Raw genomic sequence first — 13,695 nt, forward strand, 5'->3', positions numbered from 1 at the left:
CGATGTGGCGGAGGTCTTTGACGAAGTCCCCGGATGCCGGCGCACCCCCAGAGCGCCGCCGACACCTCGATGAGGACAGCCGATGGCCGTAACTCCCCAGGTCGCCGAGCCCGCCACCAGCGGTCACCAGGCGCAGCGCCGCACCGCCCCCGTCCGCAGCTTCGGTCCGTTGCTGCTGCGCCTGCACTTCTACGCCGGCCTCCTGGTCGCCCCGTTCCTGCTGGTCGCGGCGACGACCGGGCTGCTGTTCACGCTCGCCCCGACGCTCGACAAGGTCGTCTACAGCAGCGAGCTGATCGTTGCGGAGCCCGGTGACGCGGCCCTGCCGGTGGCCCAGCAGGTCGCGGCGGCGCGAGCCAGTCATCCGGAGGGCGACCTTGTCGGGGTACGGGTAGGCGAGGCCGACCGCACCACGCAGGTTGATTTCACCTCCCCCGACCTCAGCGTGGAGTCCGAGCTGGTCCACACCGTGTACGTCGATCCGTACACCGCCGAGGTGACCGGCCGGCTGACCACCTGGTGGACGGCCACCCCGCTGAACACCTGGCTGGACCAGTTCCACCGCGACCTGCACCTCGGCACGACCGGCTCGCTCTACTCGGAGTTGGCGGCCAGCTGGCTGTGGATCATCGCCCTGGGCGGTGTCATCCTGTGGTGGCGCCGGCAGCGCGGCAACCGCACCGCGCGCCGGCTGCTCGCTCCCGACCTGGCCGCCAAGAAGGGCGTACGGCGTACTCGCAGTTGGCACGGAGCCCTCGGCCTCTGGCTGCTGCTCGGCCTGCTGATCATCTCGGCGACCGGGCTGACCTGGTCCAACTACGCCGGCGCCAACTTCAGCGCCGCGCTGGACTCGATGAACGGCAACCGGCCGTACGTCGCCACCGAGCTGACCCCGGGCGCCAGTGCCGAGTCCGGCGGGCACCACGGCGCCGCCTCGCCCGGCACGGACGCCGCCGCCGACCCGGCCGCCATCGACACCGTCCTGGGCGGGGCCCGCGAAGCCGGCCTCGACGGCCCGGTGCAGATCACCCCGCCCGCCGACGCCGCCAGCGCCTGGACGGTCACCCAGAACGACAGCCTCTGGCCGGTACGCCTGGACAGCGTCGCCGTCGACACCACCGGCGCGGTCACCGACCGGGTCGACTTCGCCGACTGGCCGTTCCTGGCGAAACTGACCTCCTGGGGCATCAACGCGCACATGGGCCTGCTGTTCGGCCTGGCCAACCAGCTGATCCTCGCCGCCCTGGCGATCGGTCTGATCACCGTGATCGTCTGGGGCTACCGGATGTGGTGGCAGCGCCGCCCCACCCGCGCCGACCGCCGCGCACCCGTCGGCGCCCCACCCGCCCGCGGCGCCTGGCAGCAGCTGCCGACCTGGGGCATCGCCGTCGGCGTACCGGTCGTCTTCGCCGTGGCCTGGGCCCTGCCGCTGTTCGGCATCCCGCTGATCGCATTCCTCCTGATCGACGTCGTCACGGGCGCCGTGCGCAACCGCCGGAACCGCAACGTGGTTCCGGTGTCTCCGGCACCCGTCAAGGGCTGATCAGGCTCGTCGCTCATGACCGCGCTGCCGTCGCCCGGCCGTCCCTACTGCGGATCACGGCACCGGCGCGCCACCCGCCCGCATCTGCGCGTGCGTCACCTGCACGGGCAGGTCGTCCTGGTGGCGCGCCGGCAGCCGCCCGCATCGCTTCGGACGCCGGGCGCGCGTCTGCTGGTGCTGGCCTTCCTCGTCCTGGTCGCCGGCGTGGGCGCGCTGCTCGCCGTGCCGGACCTGACGGCCGCACCGCCCGGCGGGCCCTGCCCCGCACGCGTCTCGCGCGCCCTGACCGACGGCCACGGCACGCTGCGGATCCGCGCCGAGGAGACGCACAGCACCACCCTGGTCCATCTGTGCGCCGACCCCGACCTCGGCCCGGTCCGCGCCTGGGCGGCGTCGCACCGGCTCGGCGCTCTCTCGCGGAGCATTCCGGTCCAGGCCGTCGGCCGAAGCCTCGCCCTGATCGCCGTCACCGACGCCGCCGAGGCAGCGCTCACCCTGCGGTTGCGGTTGGAGTCCGGTGAGCACTCCACCTTCGTGATCTCGATCGGCTGACCGGGCGGATCATGGCAATGGGCCCGCAGAACAGGCCGAACGGCCCCTCCTCGAGAGGCGTGGACTGCCGATGGGGAAGGCATCTATCGCGCTGGTTGTGGCCAAGGGAGGCGACATCATGGTGCAGGCAACAAAGCCGAACCAAGGTTCAGGGCGGGATGGCTTCCGGGTCGGGGCAAGTCACGATGCCCCGGTACGGACAGCGTCCGCAACGGTTCCGCCGGCCGGCAGGAAGCTGCCGCCGATCGAGTGGGCGCGAACCGACTATCGCAGGATCATGCTTACCGAGCTGTGGGGAACCGGGCACAGTCTCGTGCTGGCAATCGTCGCGTTCGCCATGTTGACCGCCGCCGGGATCACTCTCGCGATCGTGGTGACGACCATTCTGCACACCCTCGGATACGATCCGGCGCCGCGATTCTGATCCCGTGACAACAAGGGCGCTCCGGCCGCTGGATCATCGCCGGCCGGAACGCCCTTGCAACGGAACGACAGGTCACGGCCACGTAACTTCGGTTCCTATAGCCATCTTCCGGCAACTGCCAGCCTTTTGCAATAAGCCTGGCCGTCAGACCTTTCGAGCACGGGTACGCACCAACCAGAACAGCCCGCCCCCGACGGCAAAGGTGACCAGCACTCCGGCGACCCCGGACAGGGCGGTCGCCAGGAACTCGTTGCCGACGCCGCGGATCGCGTAGTCGGCCAACGGGCTGTCGGCCAGCTGGTGCGCCCCCTCCTGCTGAAGCATGCAGGTGCCGCCGGTGATCTCGTCGTCGGCGCTGAACGTGCAGCCCTCGCGGGCGGCGAAGTCCAGACCGTCCGGGCTGCCGGAGGCGAAGCTGGACACCACACCGGCCAGCAGCAGGGCGACGAGCAGGCCGCCGGCCAGGAACCATCCCAGTTTCCGGTTCATACGGCGGCTCCGGCGGTGGGAACGGCGGACTTGCGGAAGTGGCGGTTCGCGTACACCAGATCCGGGCGGACCTTCGCCACCGTAACCACCGTGGTGGCGGCGATCAGGCCCTCACCGATGCCGATCAGCACGTGCACACCGCCCAGGGTGGCGGCGACCCCGGCGAGCGACAGCTCGGTCGTGCCGCCCAGCGCGTACTGAAGGACGAAGCCCATCGCAGCGAGCACGACACCGATCACCGAGGCGATGAAGGCGGTGACGCCGAGCCCGCCCGGCGTCCTCGGCAGCACCCGCAGCAGACCGGCGACCAGCACGTACGCCGCCGCGGCGCCGATCAGGGCCATGTTGGTGACGTTGAGGCCGATCGCGCTGAGGCCGCCGTCGGCGAACAGCAGGCACTGCACGATCAGTACGGTCGCCACGCACAGCGCGCCGACCCAGGGACCGACCAGAATCACCGCGAGGGTGCCGCCGAGCAGATGGCCGGAGACCCCGGGCAGCACCTGGAAGTTGAGCATCTGCACGGCGAAGATGAACGCCGCCACCAGCCCGGCCATCGGGGCCAGCCGGTCGTCGAGGTCCGCCTTGGCCCGCCAGACGCAGACCGCGAGACCCGCCGCCGCGATCCCAGTGAAGATCAACGAAACGGGACCGTCGATGATCCCGTTGGCGATGTGCATCGCCACCACATCCATGAACACCCTCCCCCAGTCAGGACCTGCCACTGTGTGGGATTCGCAGTTGAAGACCCAGCGGATGACCGGCGGTGCCCAGATCCTCCTTCCCGCGCGCCGCCGGCACTTCGAGGGAAGGAATCCCTGCACATGCTGGACACCGCGGTCGCGGTCGGCGCCGTCCCGTCGCGAGCTGACACATCCGCCCGCCCCGGCGGTCTCAGGCCGCCGGGGCGTGCAGCGGGAGGCTGACCCGCACAGTCGTGCCGGCCGGCTGGTGCGGGCGCAGGGTGATCGTGCCGGAATGCAGGCGCACGATGGCGCGGGCCAGGCTGAGCCCGAGCCCGCTGCCCGGTATGCCGTGGTGGCGCACGTTGCTCGCGCGGTAGAACCGGTCGAAGAAGCGGGGGTACTCCTCGGCGGGCGCGCCGATCCCGGTGTCGGTCACCGACAGCTCGACGTCGCGGTCGCCGGTCCGCAGGGCGACCTCGACCTCGCCGCCGGCGAGGCTGTACTTCACGGCGTTGGACAGCAGGTCGTCGACGACCTGCCGCAGCCGGCGGGCGTCGCCGGTCACCGCCAGGTGCGCGGGCAGGTCGGCCCGCAGCTGCACTCCCGCGTCGGCTGCGGAGAGCCGGAAGACCGTGACCGCCTCGGCCACCAGCGCGACGAGGTCGATGCGATCGAGGTTCAGGAGATGGTGGCCGGACTCGAGGCCGGCCAGGTCCAGCAGGCTGTCGGAGATGTGCCGCAGCGTCGCGGTGTTGCGGGCGACGGTGTCGAGCATCTGCCGCTGCTCGTCGTCGAGCGCCTCGGCCTCCTCGACGAGCATGGTGACGTTGGCGGTGATCGAGGTGAGCGGGGTCCGCAGCTCATGCCCGGCCAGGGCAAGGAAGTCGTCCTGCGCCCGGCGCAGCTGCCGGGCCAGCTCCTCGGCGCGGCGCAGCGCCACATAGACGCCGATCTGCGCGGCGACGCCGTCGAGCAGCACGGTCAGCAGCTCCTCGTGCACCTCCGGGGAGCCCGCGTAGCAGGTCAGCACCCCGAGCAGGGTGCCGCCGTCGCGGACCGGCACGGCCAGGATGGTGCGGATGCCGTACCGAGCGCACAGCTCGACCCGCCCCTGCTCGTAGGCGGTGGTGAGGTTGAAGAACTCGGAGATGTCCGGCACCCACAACGGCTCACCGGTCTGCCAGACCCGGCCGGTGACGCCGAGCCCGCGCACCGGCACGTGCCCGAACAGCTGATCAGGCGCCTCGCCGGCGTCACTGTGGTGCCCCACGGCGCGCAGTTCCCCGGTCGCCTCGTCGATGAGGAACAGTTCCGCGCAGGGCCAGCCGAGGGTCGCCGTCACCGCCTTCAGCACCGCCGGGGCTGCCTCCGCGATCGTCTCGACCGAACGCAGGGCGTACTCCACCTCCCGGCGGCAGCTGCCGAAGCGTTCCGCGCGGCGCAGGGCGGTGACCTCGTGGGCCACCGCGACCGCGCCGAGCCGCCGGCCGTCGCGACTCGTGATCGGTTGCGCCGTCGCGGCGAATGTCCGCACCCGCTGGTCGGCGCAGCGGGCCTTCACGTCGAGGTCGCTGATGTACTCGCCGTTCAGGGCCCGCATCACCGGCGTCTGCTCCCAGGACAGCGGGCGCATCTCGTCGTCGAACAGGTACTGCCCCACGACGTCCGGCACGTCGTCGGGGACGGGCCCGGTCTCCGGCCGATTCTGGATCTGGCGCATGGCCCGGTTGACCACGCTCACCCGGCCCGAGTCGTCGCAGGCGATCACTCCGACCGACAGGCTGTCGAGCAGCGCCGCCAAGAAGCTGGCGTGCCGCTCGGCGGCTTCCTCGGCCGCCGCCTGCGCGGACAGATCGGTCAGGAACACGCAGGCCAGCGGGCCGGCAGTCCCGCGGACCACGGACAGCGCGGCACGCATTGCGACCCGGTGCCCAGCGCGGTGCCGCATGCTCAGCTCCCGCACGACCGGGCGTACCGGGCCCGCGGCGAACAGCCGGCCGAGGGCCGTACCGATGGGCTCACTGCCGTAGTCGGGCCGCAGCGTGTCATCCAGGCGGCGCCCGCAGATCTCGGCGGAGGCGAAGCCGAGCATTTCCTCGGCTGACCGGTTGAAACCGCGCACCACCCCGTCGTCGTCGACGGCGAGGAACGCCTCCTGCACGCTGTCCAGCAGCGCCGCGCTGTCGAGGATCCCCATCCCGGTCTCGTCCCGGTCGGCCGGGACTTGATCATCCCAGTGGATCGAGGCTCTGAGCAGGCACGACACTTCGGTCAGGGCAAGAATCTGGTCCTCCGCCCACTCGCGGGGCCGCATGTCGAGGACGATCAACGCCCCGAACGGCCGGCCGGAGAGGTCATGGATCGGCACTCCGGCGAAGGCGGTCACCCCGGCCTTCGCGAGCGGATGGCCGGGCATCGAGCGGGACATGTCGGCCACGACGGTGGATCCGTCCCCGCAGATCACGTACTCCCCGACCGACCCGGCCGCCGGCAGCGGACCGTGACCGCCCACCCGCTGCTCCCCCGTACGCCCCACGATCGAGACCGCGGCCAGGGGCGTGTCGAGCAGCGAGGCGGCCATGTGGGCGACGCTGTCCAAGGACAGCCCCGTGGTGGCCAGTAACCGAGTAGCCCGCTCGGCGGCAGCCAGCCGGGCCGGGTCACTCAGGACTGCCTGGTTGCGGTGCAGCACAGCCGCCTTCCTGTTCGTCGCGTCGCGGTGGTATTCCCATCATGTGATACCGCAAACCAGGCGTTTCCCGGCACTGATCCCTAGCCTCGGTCCAGCGCTTCCGCGACACATTGCAGGAGCTCAGGGCCTGCAAACGGCTTGGTCAGCACGAGGGTCGCTCCGGCCTGCAGCGGGCGGTCATCACCCGGCAGAAGGCTTCCGCTGACCATCAGAATGGGAAGATCACGGGTACGGGCGTCGCCCCGGATGTTCCGGCACATCTCGATCCCGTCCATCACCGGCATGTCGATGTCGCTCACGACGAGATCGACCGGATTGCCGAGGACCAGATCGAGACCCTCCTTGCCGTTGCAGGCCTGCTCGACCTCATGGCCGGCACGCCGCAACAGGCGCACGATCACCCGGCGCACGTCTTCCTCGTCCTCGACCACCACGACACTCGCCACTGCTTCTCCCTCTGCTGTCACGCTTACGCACGGCAACGTAGAGCAGCATCGGTGTTCACCGTCCCGAGGTAAGCCGAACGGCGACCTGTGTCCCGCTGAAAGAATGAACGCAGCGGCCGGAAGTACAGATAGTGCACAAGGGACGTTGCCGGGTCACTGCACCGGCGGCCCTCAGCCGAGCCGCCGGGCGATGACCGCGGTCGCGGCGGCCGACAGGGAGATGCCCCGGGTGACGGCGTCGAGCCGCAGCTTCGCGTAGGCGTTCAGGGCAGCGGAACCGGCATCCTGGTTCATCAATTCGAGAGCGAGCTGGATGGTGGCGCGCACGGACAGCGCCTCCGCGAACCCGTTGATCAGCTCCTCGCCGCCGGCGTCCAGGGGCTGCAGGTCGCCCGGGTCGGCCGGCCACGGCACCTCGGGATCGTAGGCGGCGCAGATCCCGACGGTCAGCGGCGCCAGCGCGTCCGCGTCACGGCTGTACAGATCGAGGTTGGCGATCGTTGCGCCACTTCCGGTGAACAGCGGCACCGACACCACGCCGAGCCCCATCCCGGCGGCCGTCTCCCGGAAGCCGGGCCAGGTCATCGTCGTCGTCGCCGCACCGGCCACCGTGGTCGGGGCGGCGGAGGAGACGTCCTCGACCAGCTCGCCGCTGGTCGCCACCGTGTACGACTCGCCGTCCAGGCGCGGCGCGGTCGCTGCATAGTCCACGGCGATGATCCGCTCGGCCGCCAGCGCAGCCAGCCGCTCCAGCCGGGCGTCGAGGCCGGGCATGTCGTCCGGCGTCTCAGCAAGCGCGACGAGCGCCTCGGCCAACGGCTGCGCGCTGGACGGAGTCTGGGTCGATGCCGGTGTCGTCACCCCTGCTCCTCCGGTAGTCGGTCATGGTGGCAGAGCTTGGAGGTACCCGAAGGATCATCTTTCACACGATTCAGCGACGGTTCTGTCCGGATTTCGGCCCCCGAACCGGAGTGGATATTGAAGTAAGGTGCTGCCTCGTGTCTTCCGAACCCGCCACGACGGCGCCGATCCGCCTCGACTACACCCTCACGCCGGAGGACCTGCGGGACGCGGTCGCAGCCCAGCAGCGCCGCGGTTGGCTGCGGCGGCGCGTACCGATGATGATCGTCGTGGTGGCGGCCGCCACGCTCACCGGCCTCGCCGCCGCCCGGGTGTGGGAGATGCCGCCCGGCGCCGCGCTGATAGCGATCGTGCTCGCCGCAGCCGTGGCGTCGGTCCTCGGCACCATCGCGGTGCTGGTCCTCAATCTGATCCTGGCGGGCGTGTACCGCTGGCAGGCCCACCTGCTCATCCGCGGGAACCCGTCGCTGTCACAGCCCGCGCAGGGCACGGTCACCGCCACCGGAATCCACCTGCGCTCAGCAACCGACGAGGCGACGTACGGCTGGGCGAGCTACCCACTGGCCATCGAGACCGACCGCTCCTTCGTCCTGCTGGCCTCCCGCGGCCTCGGCGCGATGGTGATCGTGCTGCCCAAGCGCGGCGTCGTCGACACGGACCCGTCCCACCTGCGGGCGCTGCTTACCACGCACGCCCAGTTCATCGGAAAGGCGGGCTGAACGCGAGGGCGGCGGACCGCCCGGGGGTATAGACCCGGCCGAGCGGCCCGCTCGTTGATCATTCTTCGCTATCCGATCACGGCCGCGGCGCGCAGGGTGGCGTCGACCGGTCCAGCGGGTTCAGAAGGCGAGGCAGGACGCGCTCGTACTCGTCCCGGGTCCCGATGTCGGGGCGCCGTTCGGGGTGGGCGAGGTAGTAGCGGATGGCGGCGCCGAGGAATCCCGGATCGATGTGGTCCGTGCGCAGCCGGTTCGGGTGCAGCTGAAGGCCGTATCGACGGACCAGTTCCGGTCGGCCGTACGTCAGCAGTATGGTGCGGTCCCTCGAGGCCGGCGGCGGAGCCGGGATGACAGGTGCGGCGTCCCAGGGGACGAACAGCCGGCCCATGATGCCGTGCTGCCACAGACCGTCGGGCCGCAGCTGCGTACTCGTGTCCCCCCATGCGATGACGATCCACAGAGCAAGGACGGCCGCGTAGCCCAGCGCCGGAACCAGATCCGACGAGAACGGCTCGGATCTCCAGTCGCGGATGGCGCTGCCCGCCATGGCAGTGCCGATAGGGAAATATCCCAGGGCGATGAGGACAAGACCCGGATGCGGTGGAGCGCTGAACGCCGGAATCCCGGGCTGGACGACGAGGTTCTTCGGCCGCTCCACCGCAAGCGCGAGGACGGCGAGCAGCAGCGAGATCATGGTGAAGGCCACCAGCGCGGGAAACGCGCGCCGGCCGAGGGACGGCACCCAGGCCTGCACCAGGAGATAGCACGCGGCCAGAACCAGGGCGACGGCCAGGATGACGCGGCGGCGGCTACCTATGAACGCGAAGAACCGTGTGATCACATCGGCAGGGTACGGCCCTACGCGGCGTTGGGGCCGGCGTCGGTGGGAGTGGAGCCGTCGATGCAGGACTGGGCGAGCAGTTCGCCGAGCAGCGGGGCGAACTTGAACAGGTTCTCGCCGTGCACGGCCAGCACCGGGCCCTGGCGCAGGAACTGCAGGCCGTCGCTGAGGCCGGGGTTGTGGGTGCAGTACAGGCGGTCGATCACACGGGGCTCCACGCCGGGCAGCTCCTCGGTGACGTACGCGGTCACCGCGGCCAGCGATGCCAGCTCGGCGGCCTCGCGGCCGCCCTCCCAGGAGACCGCGGCGGGGTCCATGTCGGCGCCGACGGCCCAGGTGCCGGGTGCGGACGAGTGCTGGTACGTGTGCTGCGTGATCAGGCACTGCGGAGGCTGCGGTGCGTCCGGGCGCAGCGGGAAGCTGAACCGCACGTGGTGTTCCAGGGCGGACGGCGCGTCGATGCCGGCGTCCGCGGCCAGTGCGGGGGTGCCGGCACCCGCGCAGATCAGGACGGCGTCGAACTCTTCGGCGGTGGGGCCGGACCATACCCGTACGCCGCCCGGGGTTGACTCGATCTTGTCGGCTCGGGCCTGCCGCAGGTGGGACGCGGCCGCCGTGACCAGGAAGGTGCGCACCCGGTCCACCCGGATCATGCCGCCGGCCGGGTCCAGCAGCGCCGGACCGCTCAGCCGGGCCGGGACCCGCAGCAGCGGCGAACCGGGCTCGACCACCTCATGGCCGGCGCCGGCCGCGGCCATCGCGGCTGCCCACGCGCTGGTGTGGTCGCCGCTGATGACGGTGCCGACCTCGTCGATGAGCGCTTCGCCGGCGCGCTCGGCCCACCCGGTGTAGAGCCGGCGTGCCTTGGCGGCCAACTCGACCATGTCGGGGTAGGCGTGGGCGAGCCGGAAGATGCGGCTGTCGCCCGCCGAGCGTTCCGCCATCGGGGTGCCGGCCTCGTAGCAGGTGACGTCGATGCCGCGCCGGATCAGCTCCACGGTCGCCGACAGTCCGACGACCCCTGCACCGAGCACCCCGATCTTCATGGTCACCGACGTTAGCGCCTGACCCGTCACGTACGCGAGCTTCTCCACGCTCAGGCCGTCGCGGGTCCGGAACAGATCTACACAGTGACTGCGATGAGTACGCTGCGGGCGCCGGCTCATGACGTCGCCAGGGAGGGCAGGCAGTGATCGATCTGGACCAGCCACCTCAGTACCGGACACCACCGGACGGGACTTCAGGCCGCGGATGGCGCCGGCTCGCCACCGCGCGGGCGCTGGTCCTGCTCGTCGTGGGATCGTTGCTGGCCGGTGCGGTGCTGGGCGGCGTCGCGACCTACCTCTGGTGGTACAAGCCGCTCGCAGCGTCGGCGGACCAGGCTGATCAGGCCGAGAGATCCGCGGCCTCGGTGCTGCTCTTCGCGGAGTCCGGCGTGCTGACGGTGGACAAGGGACAGCGGCGGGTCCGCATCGACGCCCAGGTGACGGTCGTCAACGCCGGGCCGGCACAGGTCAACGTCCTTGCCGTCCGGGTCGACCAGCCGGGCGTCACGGTGCTCAGCCCCGAGAAGGAACGCCAGGTCGCGCCGGGCACGGCCGTCCCGGTCGACGTGGTGGTCGAGTGGAAGTGCACGGTGGCCCAGCCCTCGGCTCTCGTCGCCTCCGTCAGCGTGGAGACGGCGGACGAGCAGCTCCGGACCGTCTCACCGGTAACCCTCGCCGGCACGCCGTGGATCGAGAGCCGGAGCAGCGGTTGCGCTCAGCTCCGGTGATTCACCGCAGACGCCGGCGGCGGGTCGCTGCCCGGTGCTCGTCGGGCCAGACCGCGGCCGGGGTCTCGTGCTCGGCCATCTGCCGCCGCAGCGCCTTGACCGCGGCCGCGCCGGTCGCCTGATCCATCAAGGTCACCTTGCGAAGTCGTTTGAACAGCTTGTCAGCGCTCATCGTTCCACGGTAACTCTCACGGCAGGCGACGGCAGAGCAGAGCATCCGGGGTACGCGAGGAGCCGAACCGGCCCGTGTAGGCGATGCCGGCCGCGTACTCGTCGTCCGCGCATTGGCCTTTGTAGTGGCCGCTGGCGAAGTCGCCGCCCGGGTTGCCGGCGGGACGGTTGTCGCCGCGGTCGAACCAGACGGTGCGGCCCGGGTCGCCGGGCGTGGGCAGGGCGGTGGCGCACAGGGCGCTGGAGGTGGCGGCGCCGCGCAGGGCGTACCCGATCAGCAGTGATGTCGAAGGGCACTGCAGTTTGGTGTAGCCGGACGCCCAGTCACGCGAGACGTGCCGCTCGTCGGTGACCACCTGGTACGCGGTCCAGGTGGCGGACAACGCCGTGTCGGTGCAGAGCCCGCGCTTTCCGGTGCGACTCAACCCGATCAGGCGCTGGCCGTCGGGGCAGGCTGCCTTGCGGGCGCCGCGGTCCCAGTCGGGTTCGGCGCGCAGCCGCAGCGAGGCGACGAAGTCCGCGTGGTCGGGGCTCAGCATCGAGCGGGTCGGCGCCGGTTCCACGTACCCCGTCCTGGTCTGCGCAGTGATCAGGCGCTGCCAGGCGGCGGAGCGCCAGTCGCCGTTGTCGAGCAACCCCGAGCGCCGGCCGGCGGAGTCGTAGAAGAGCAGGCCCCATTCGTTGCCGCTCTCCGCCCAGCCGACCACCGGCCAGTAGGCGAAGTCGGTGTCGGCGCGGATCAGCACGTCGGTGAAGTTCTCGAACCAGGCGCGCTGCTTGCTGCCGGGCGCGGCGTCGCCGTCCACACCGAACTCGCTGATCCACACCGGCGCGGTGAAGTGCTGCCCGGCGTCGGCGGCGACGAAGAGGGCGTCGCGGGTGACGACAGTGGCCAGCTCGGTCGCGCTCAGGTCCCGGTAGCGGGGGTCGGTGGTCTCCCCGACGCCGGTGGCGCCGCTGTGGTTGGGGCCGGTGTAGTCGTAGAAGTGCGCCGAGTAGACCAGTTTCCCGGAGCGGACCAGGGTGTGTGACAGCGTGCGGGCCGGTCGCAGGGTGGGCCGTTCATGGGCGAAGCCGTCGACCGGGATGCCGGTCCAGTTGATGCCCTCGACGATGATCAGCAGGTTCGGGTTGGCCTCGGCCAGGATCCGGTCGCCGGCCCGCTGGGAGGCGGCGAACCAGTCGTGGGCGTTGCCCCAGCCCCAGTTCGGGTCGTCCAGGACGGTACGGCGGACCTCGTTGTACAGGTCGGCGCCGACCACCCGCGGGTCGTGGCGGTAACGGCGGGCCATGAACACCCAGTCGTCCTCCCACTGCTGGGCGGTCTGCGAGGTGTTCCACCGTTCGTTGCCGTCGACCGCGCAGCACCAGCGGGTGGTGTTGGTGTGGTTGTTGAGGATGACCGCGAGTCCGGCGCCGGTGAGCGCGGCGACGACCCGGTCGTACACCTGCAGCGGGGTGAGGCCGCGCAGCTGCGGGTTGGCGGCCACCGCGGTGTCGGTGACCGCGACGGTGTCGCGCAGCATCTCGTTGGAGAACGGCAGGCGCACGCTGTTGAGGCCCAGCGCGCGGAAGTCGGCGACGATCGCGGCCAGCGGCGCCCGGTCGAGGCCGAGCGGGATCCGGCCGGAGTCCTCCCCGGCGTGGTGGGTGTCGCCCGATCCGGACCAGGTGCCGCTCGCGCCGTGCCAGTTGCCCGAGCGCAGTTTGAAGCGCCGGCCGTCCGCGTCGACGATGTAGCGGCCGCGGGTGGACAGTGGCGCTGTCCACCCGGGGTCGGCGGCGGCGTGGGCGGGCGTTGCGGGCACGCCCGGCAGCAGCAGGGCGGCGAGCAGCAGCTGGGCCAGAAGGAGACGCACGATCACATCTAAACGGCTGCGGCCACCGGGCGGTAGGTCAGCAGGACGACACCCGAATCGAAGGTGGTCGTTTCGGCGTGCTCGAGCGCGGTGACGCTCTGCGGGCGGAACAGCGGCTCACCCTCGCCCTTGATCACCGGGTGGACCCAGATGCGGTACTCGTCGAGCAGGCCGTTGGCGGCGAGGTCGTCGGTGAGCCGGCCGCAGCCCCAGGTGAGGATGTCGGCGCCCGGCTCGGACTTGAGGGCGGTCACCGCGGGGATCAGCTCGTCGCCGCGGATGAGGCGGGAGTTGTCCCAGTCGGCCGGCTTGTCGAGGGTGGACGTGACGGCGTACTTGGTGATGCTGTTGACGTGGTCGGCGTACGGGTTGCCGCCCATCGTGGGCCACGCCTGCGCCATGCCCTCGTAGGTGACCCGGCCCAGTAGCAGGGCGTCGCAGCCGAGGGTCAGGTCGAGCGCGTACTTCAGGGCGTCCGGGCTGTTGTACGACATCGACCACAGGTGCGGGTTGTCGATGTAACCGTCCAGGGTGGTCAACGTGGAAGCGATGATGCGGCGCATGTCTGGCTCCTTCGGTGTCGGTGACATGGTTTAGATTTCCAACTCCGGCGGACCGGCCGGTAGTGCGACACTCAG

General features: G+C 71.0%; 15 protein-coding genes. 5 read left to right on the forward strand and 10 right to left on the reverse strand.

Features of this window, described 5'->3' with window-relative positions; genetic code table 11:
• The first annotated feature begins 82 nt into the window (after nt 1-82).
• The 3 genes from OHA21_RS17985 to OHA21_RS17995 all read left to right on the forward strand — a co-directional run bounded on the left by OHA21_RS17985 (nt 83) and on the right by OHA21_RS17995 (nt 2,519).
• Nucleotides 83-1,543: a PepSY-associated TM helix domain-containing protein gene (locus tag OHA21_RS17985; protein ID WP_328475202.1), complete on the forward strand. Its 1,461-nt coding sequence runs from the start codon at nt 83-85 to the stop codon at nt 1,541-1,543.
• A gap of 15 nt (nt 1,544-1,558) precedes the next feature.
• Nucleotides 1,559-2,095, forward strand: a complete 537-nt coding sequence (locus tag OHA21_RS17990) for a hypothetical protein (RefSeq protein WP_328475203.1) — start codon at nt 1,559-1,561, stop codon at nt 2,093-2,095.
• Between the two features lie 70 nt (nt 2,096-2,165).
• Nucleotides 2,166-2,519: a hypothetical protein gene (locus OHA21_RS17995; protein ID WP_328475204.1), complete on the forward strand. Its 354-nt coding sequence runs from the start codon at nt 2,166-2,168 to the stop codon at nt 2,517-2,519.
• A 144-nt stretch (nt 2,520-2,663) separates the two neighbouring features.
• Here OHA21_RS17995 and OHA21_RS18000 read toward each other — a convergent pair whose 3' ends face one another.
• From OHA21_RS18000 to OHA21_RS18020, 5 genes are all read right to left on the reverse strand, one after another.
• Nucleotides 2,664-3,008, reverse strand: coding sequence for a PDGLE domain-containing protein (locus OHA21_RS18000; RefSeq protein WP_328475205.1), 345 nt, complete (start codon nt 3,006-3,008; stop codon nt 2,664-2,666).
• Nucleotides 3,005-3,703, reverse strand: coding sequence for an energy-coupling factor ABC transporter permease (locus OHA21_RS18005; protein WP_328475206.1), 699 nt, complete (start codon nt 3,701-3,703; stop codon nt 3,005-3,007). The genes OHA21_RS18000 and OHA21_RS18005 overlap by 4 nt, the downstream gene beginning before the upstream one ends.
• 199 nt (nt 3,704-3,902) lie before the next feature.
• Nucleotides 3,903-6,386 (reverse strand): PAS domain-containing sensor histidine kinase, encoded by a 2,484-nt coding sequence (locus OHA21_RS18010; RefSeq protein ID WP_328475207.1) that lies wholly within the window; start codon nt 6,384-6,386, stop codon nt 3,903-3,905.
• Nucleotides 6,387-6,466: 80 nt separating this feature from the next.
• The gene (locus OHA21_RS18015; RefSeq protein WP_328475208.1) at nt 6,467-6,832 is read right to left on the reverse strand and encodes a response regulator; all 366 of its coding nucleotides are present in this window, start codon (nt 6,830-6,832) and stop codon (nt 6,467-6,469) included.
• A gap of 171 nt (nt 6,833-7,003) precedes the next feature.
• Nucleotides 7,004-7,693, reverse strand: coding sequence for a hypothetical protein (locus OHA21_RS18020; RefSeq protein WP_328475209.1), 690 nt, complete (start codon nt 7,691-7,693; stop codon nt 7,004-7,006).
• A gap of 137 nt (nt 7,694-7,830) precedes the next feature.
• Between OHA21_RS18020 and OHA21_RS18025 the strand changes: the two genes are divergently transcribed.
• Nucleotides 7,831-8,412 (forward strand): YcxB family protein, encoded by a 582-nt coding sequence (locus OHA21_RS18025; protein WP_328475210.1) that lies wholly within the window; start codon nt 7,831-7,833, stop codon nt 8,410-8,412.
• 76 nt (nt 8,413-8,488) lie between these two features.
• On the opposite strand, the gene OHA21_RS18030 is transcribed toward OHA21_RS18025, so the two are convergent.
• Both OHA21_RS18030 and OHA21_RS18035 read right to left on the reverse strand, forming a co-directional pair.
• Nucleotides 8,489-9,253, reverse strand: a complete 765-nt coding sequence (locus OHA21_RS18030; protein WP_328475211.1) for a hypothetical protein — start codon at nt 9,251-9,253, stop codon at nt 8,489-8,491.
• A 17-nt stretch (nt 9,254-9,270) separates the two neighbouring features.
• Nucleotides 9,271-10,299, reverse strand: a complete 1,029-nt coding sequence (locus OHA21_RS18035; RefSeq protein WP_328475212.1) for an NAD(P)/FAD-dependent oxidoreductase — start codon at nt 10,297-10,299, stop codon at nt 9,271-9,273.
• Between the two features lie 143 nt (nt 10,300-10,442).
• Here OHA21_RS18035 and OHA21_RS18040 point away from each other — a divergent pair, with 143 nt between their 5' ends.
• The gene (locus OHA21_RS18040) at nt 10,443-11,027 is read left to right on the forward strand and encodes a hypothetical protein (RefSeq protein ID WP_328475213.1); all 585 of its coding nucleotides are present in this window, start codon (nt 10,443-10,445) and stop codon (nt 11,025-11,027) included.
• A gap of 1 nt (nt 11,028) precedes the next feature.
• On the opposite strand, the gene OHA21_RS18045 is transcribed toward OHA21_RS18040, so the two are convergent.
• Genes OHA21_RS18045 through OHA21_RS18055 form a run of 3 tightly spaced genes read right to left on the reverse strand, consistent with a single transcriptional unit; the run spans nt 11,029 to nt 13,620 of the window.
• Nucleotides 11,029-11,199, reverse strand: a complete 171-nt coding sequence (locus OHA21_RS18045; protein ID WP_328475214.1) for a hypothetical protein — start codon at nt 11,197-11,199, stop codon at nt 11,029-11,031.
• A gap of 16 nt (nt 11,200-11,215) precedes the next feature.
• Nucleotides 11,216-13,057, reverse strand: a complete 1,842-nt coding sequence (locus OHA21_RS18050; RefSeq protein ID WP_328475215.1) for a glycoside hydrolase family 5 protein — start codon at nt 13,055-13,057, stop codon at nt 11,216-11,218.
• Between the two features lie 8 nt (nt 13,058-13,065).
• On the reverse strand, nt 13,066-13,620 hold the full coding sequence (locus OHA21_RS18055; RefSeq protein WP_328475216.1) for a dihydrofolate reductase family protein: 555 nt from the start codon (nt 13,618-13,620) through the stop codon (nt 13,066-13,068).
• Between the last annotated feature and the right edge of the window lie 75 nt (nt 13,621-13,695).

It is taken from the genome of Actinoplanes sp. NBC_00393 (genome assembly GCF_036053395.1).
Classification (GTDB): domain Bacteria; phylum Actinomycetota; class Actinomycetes; order Mycobacteriales; family Micromonosporaceae; genus Actinoplanes.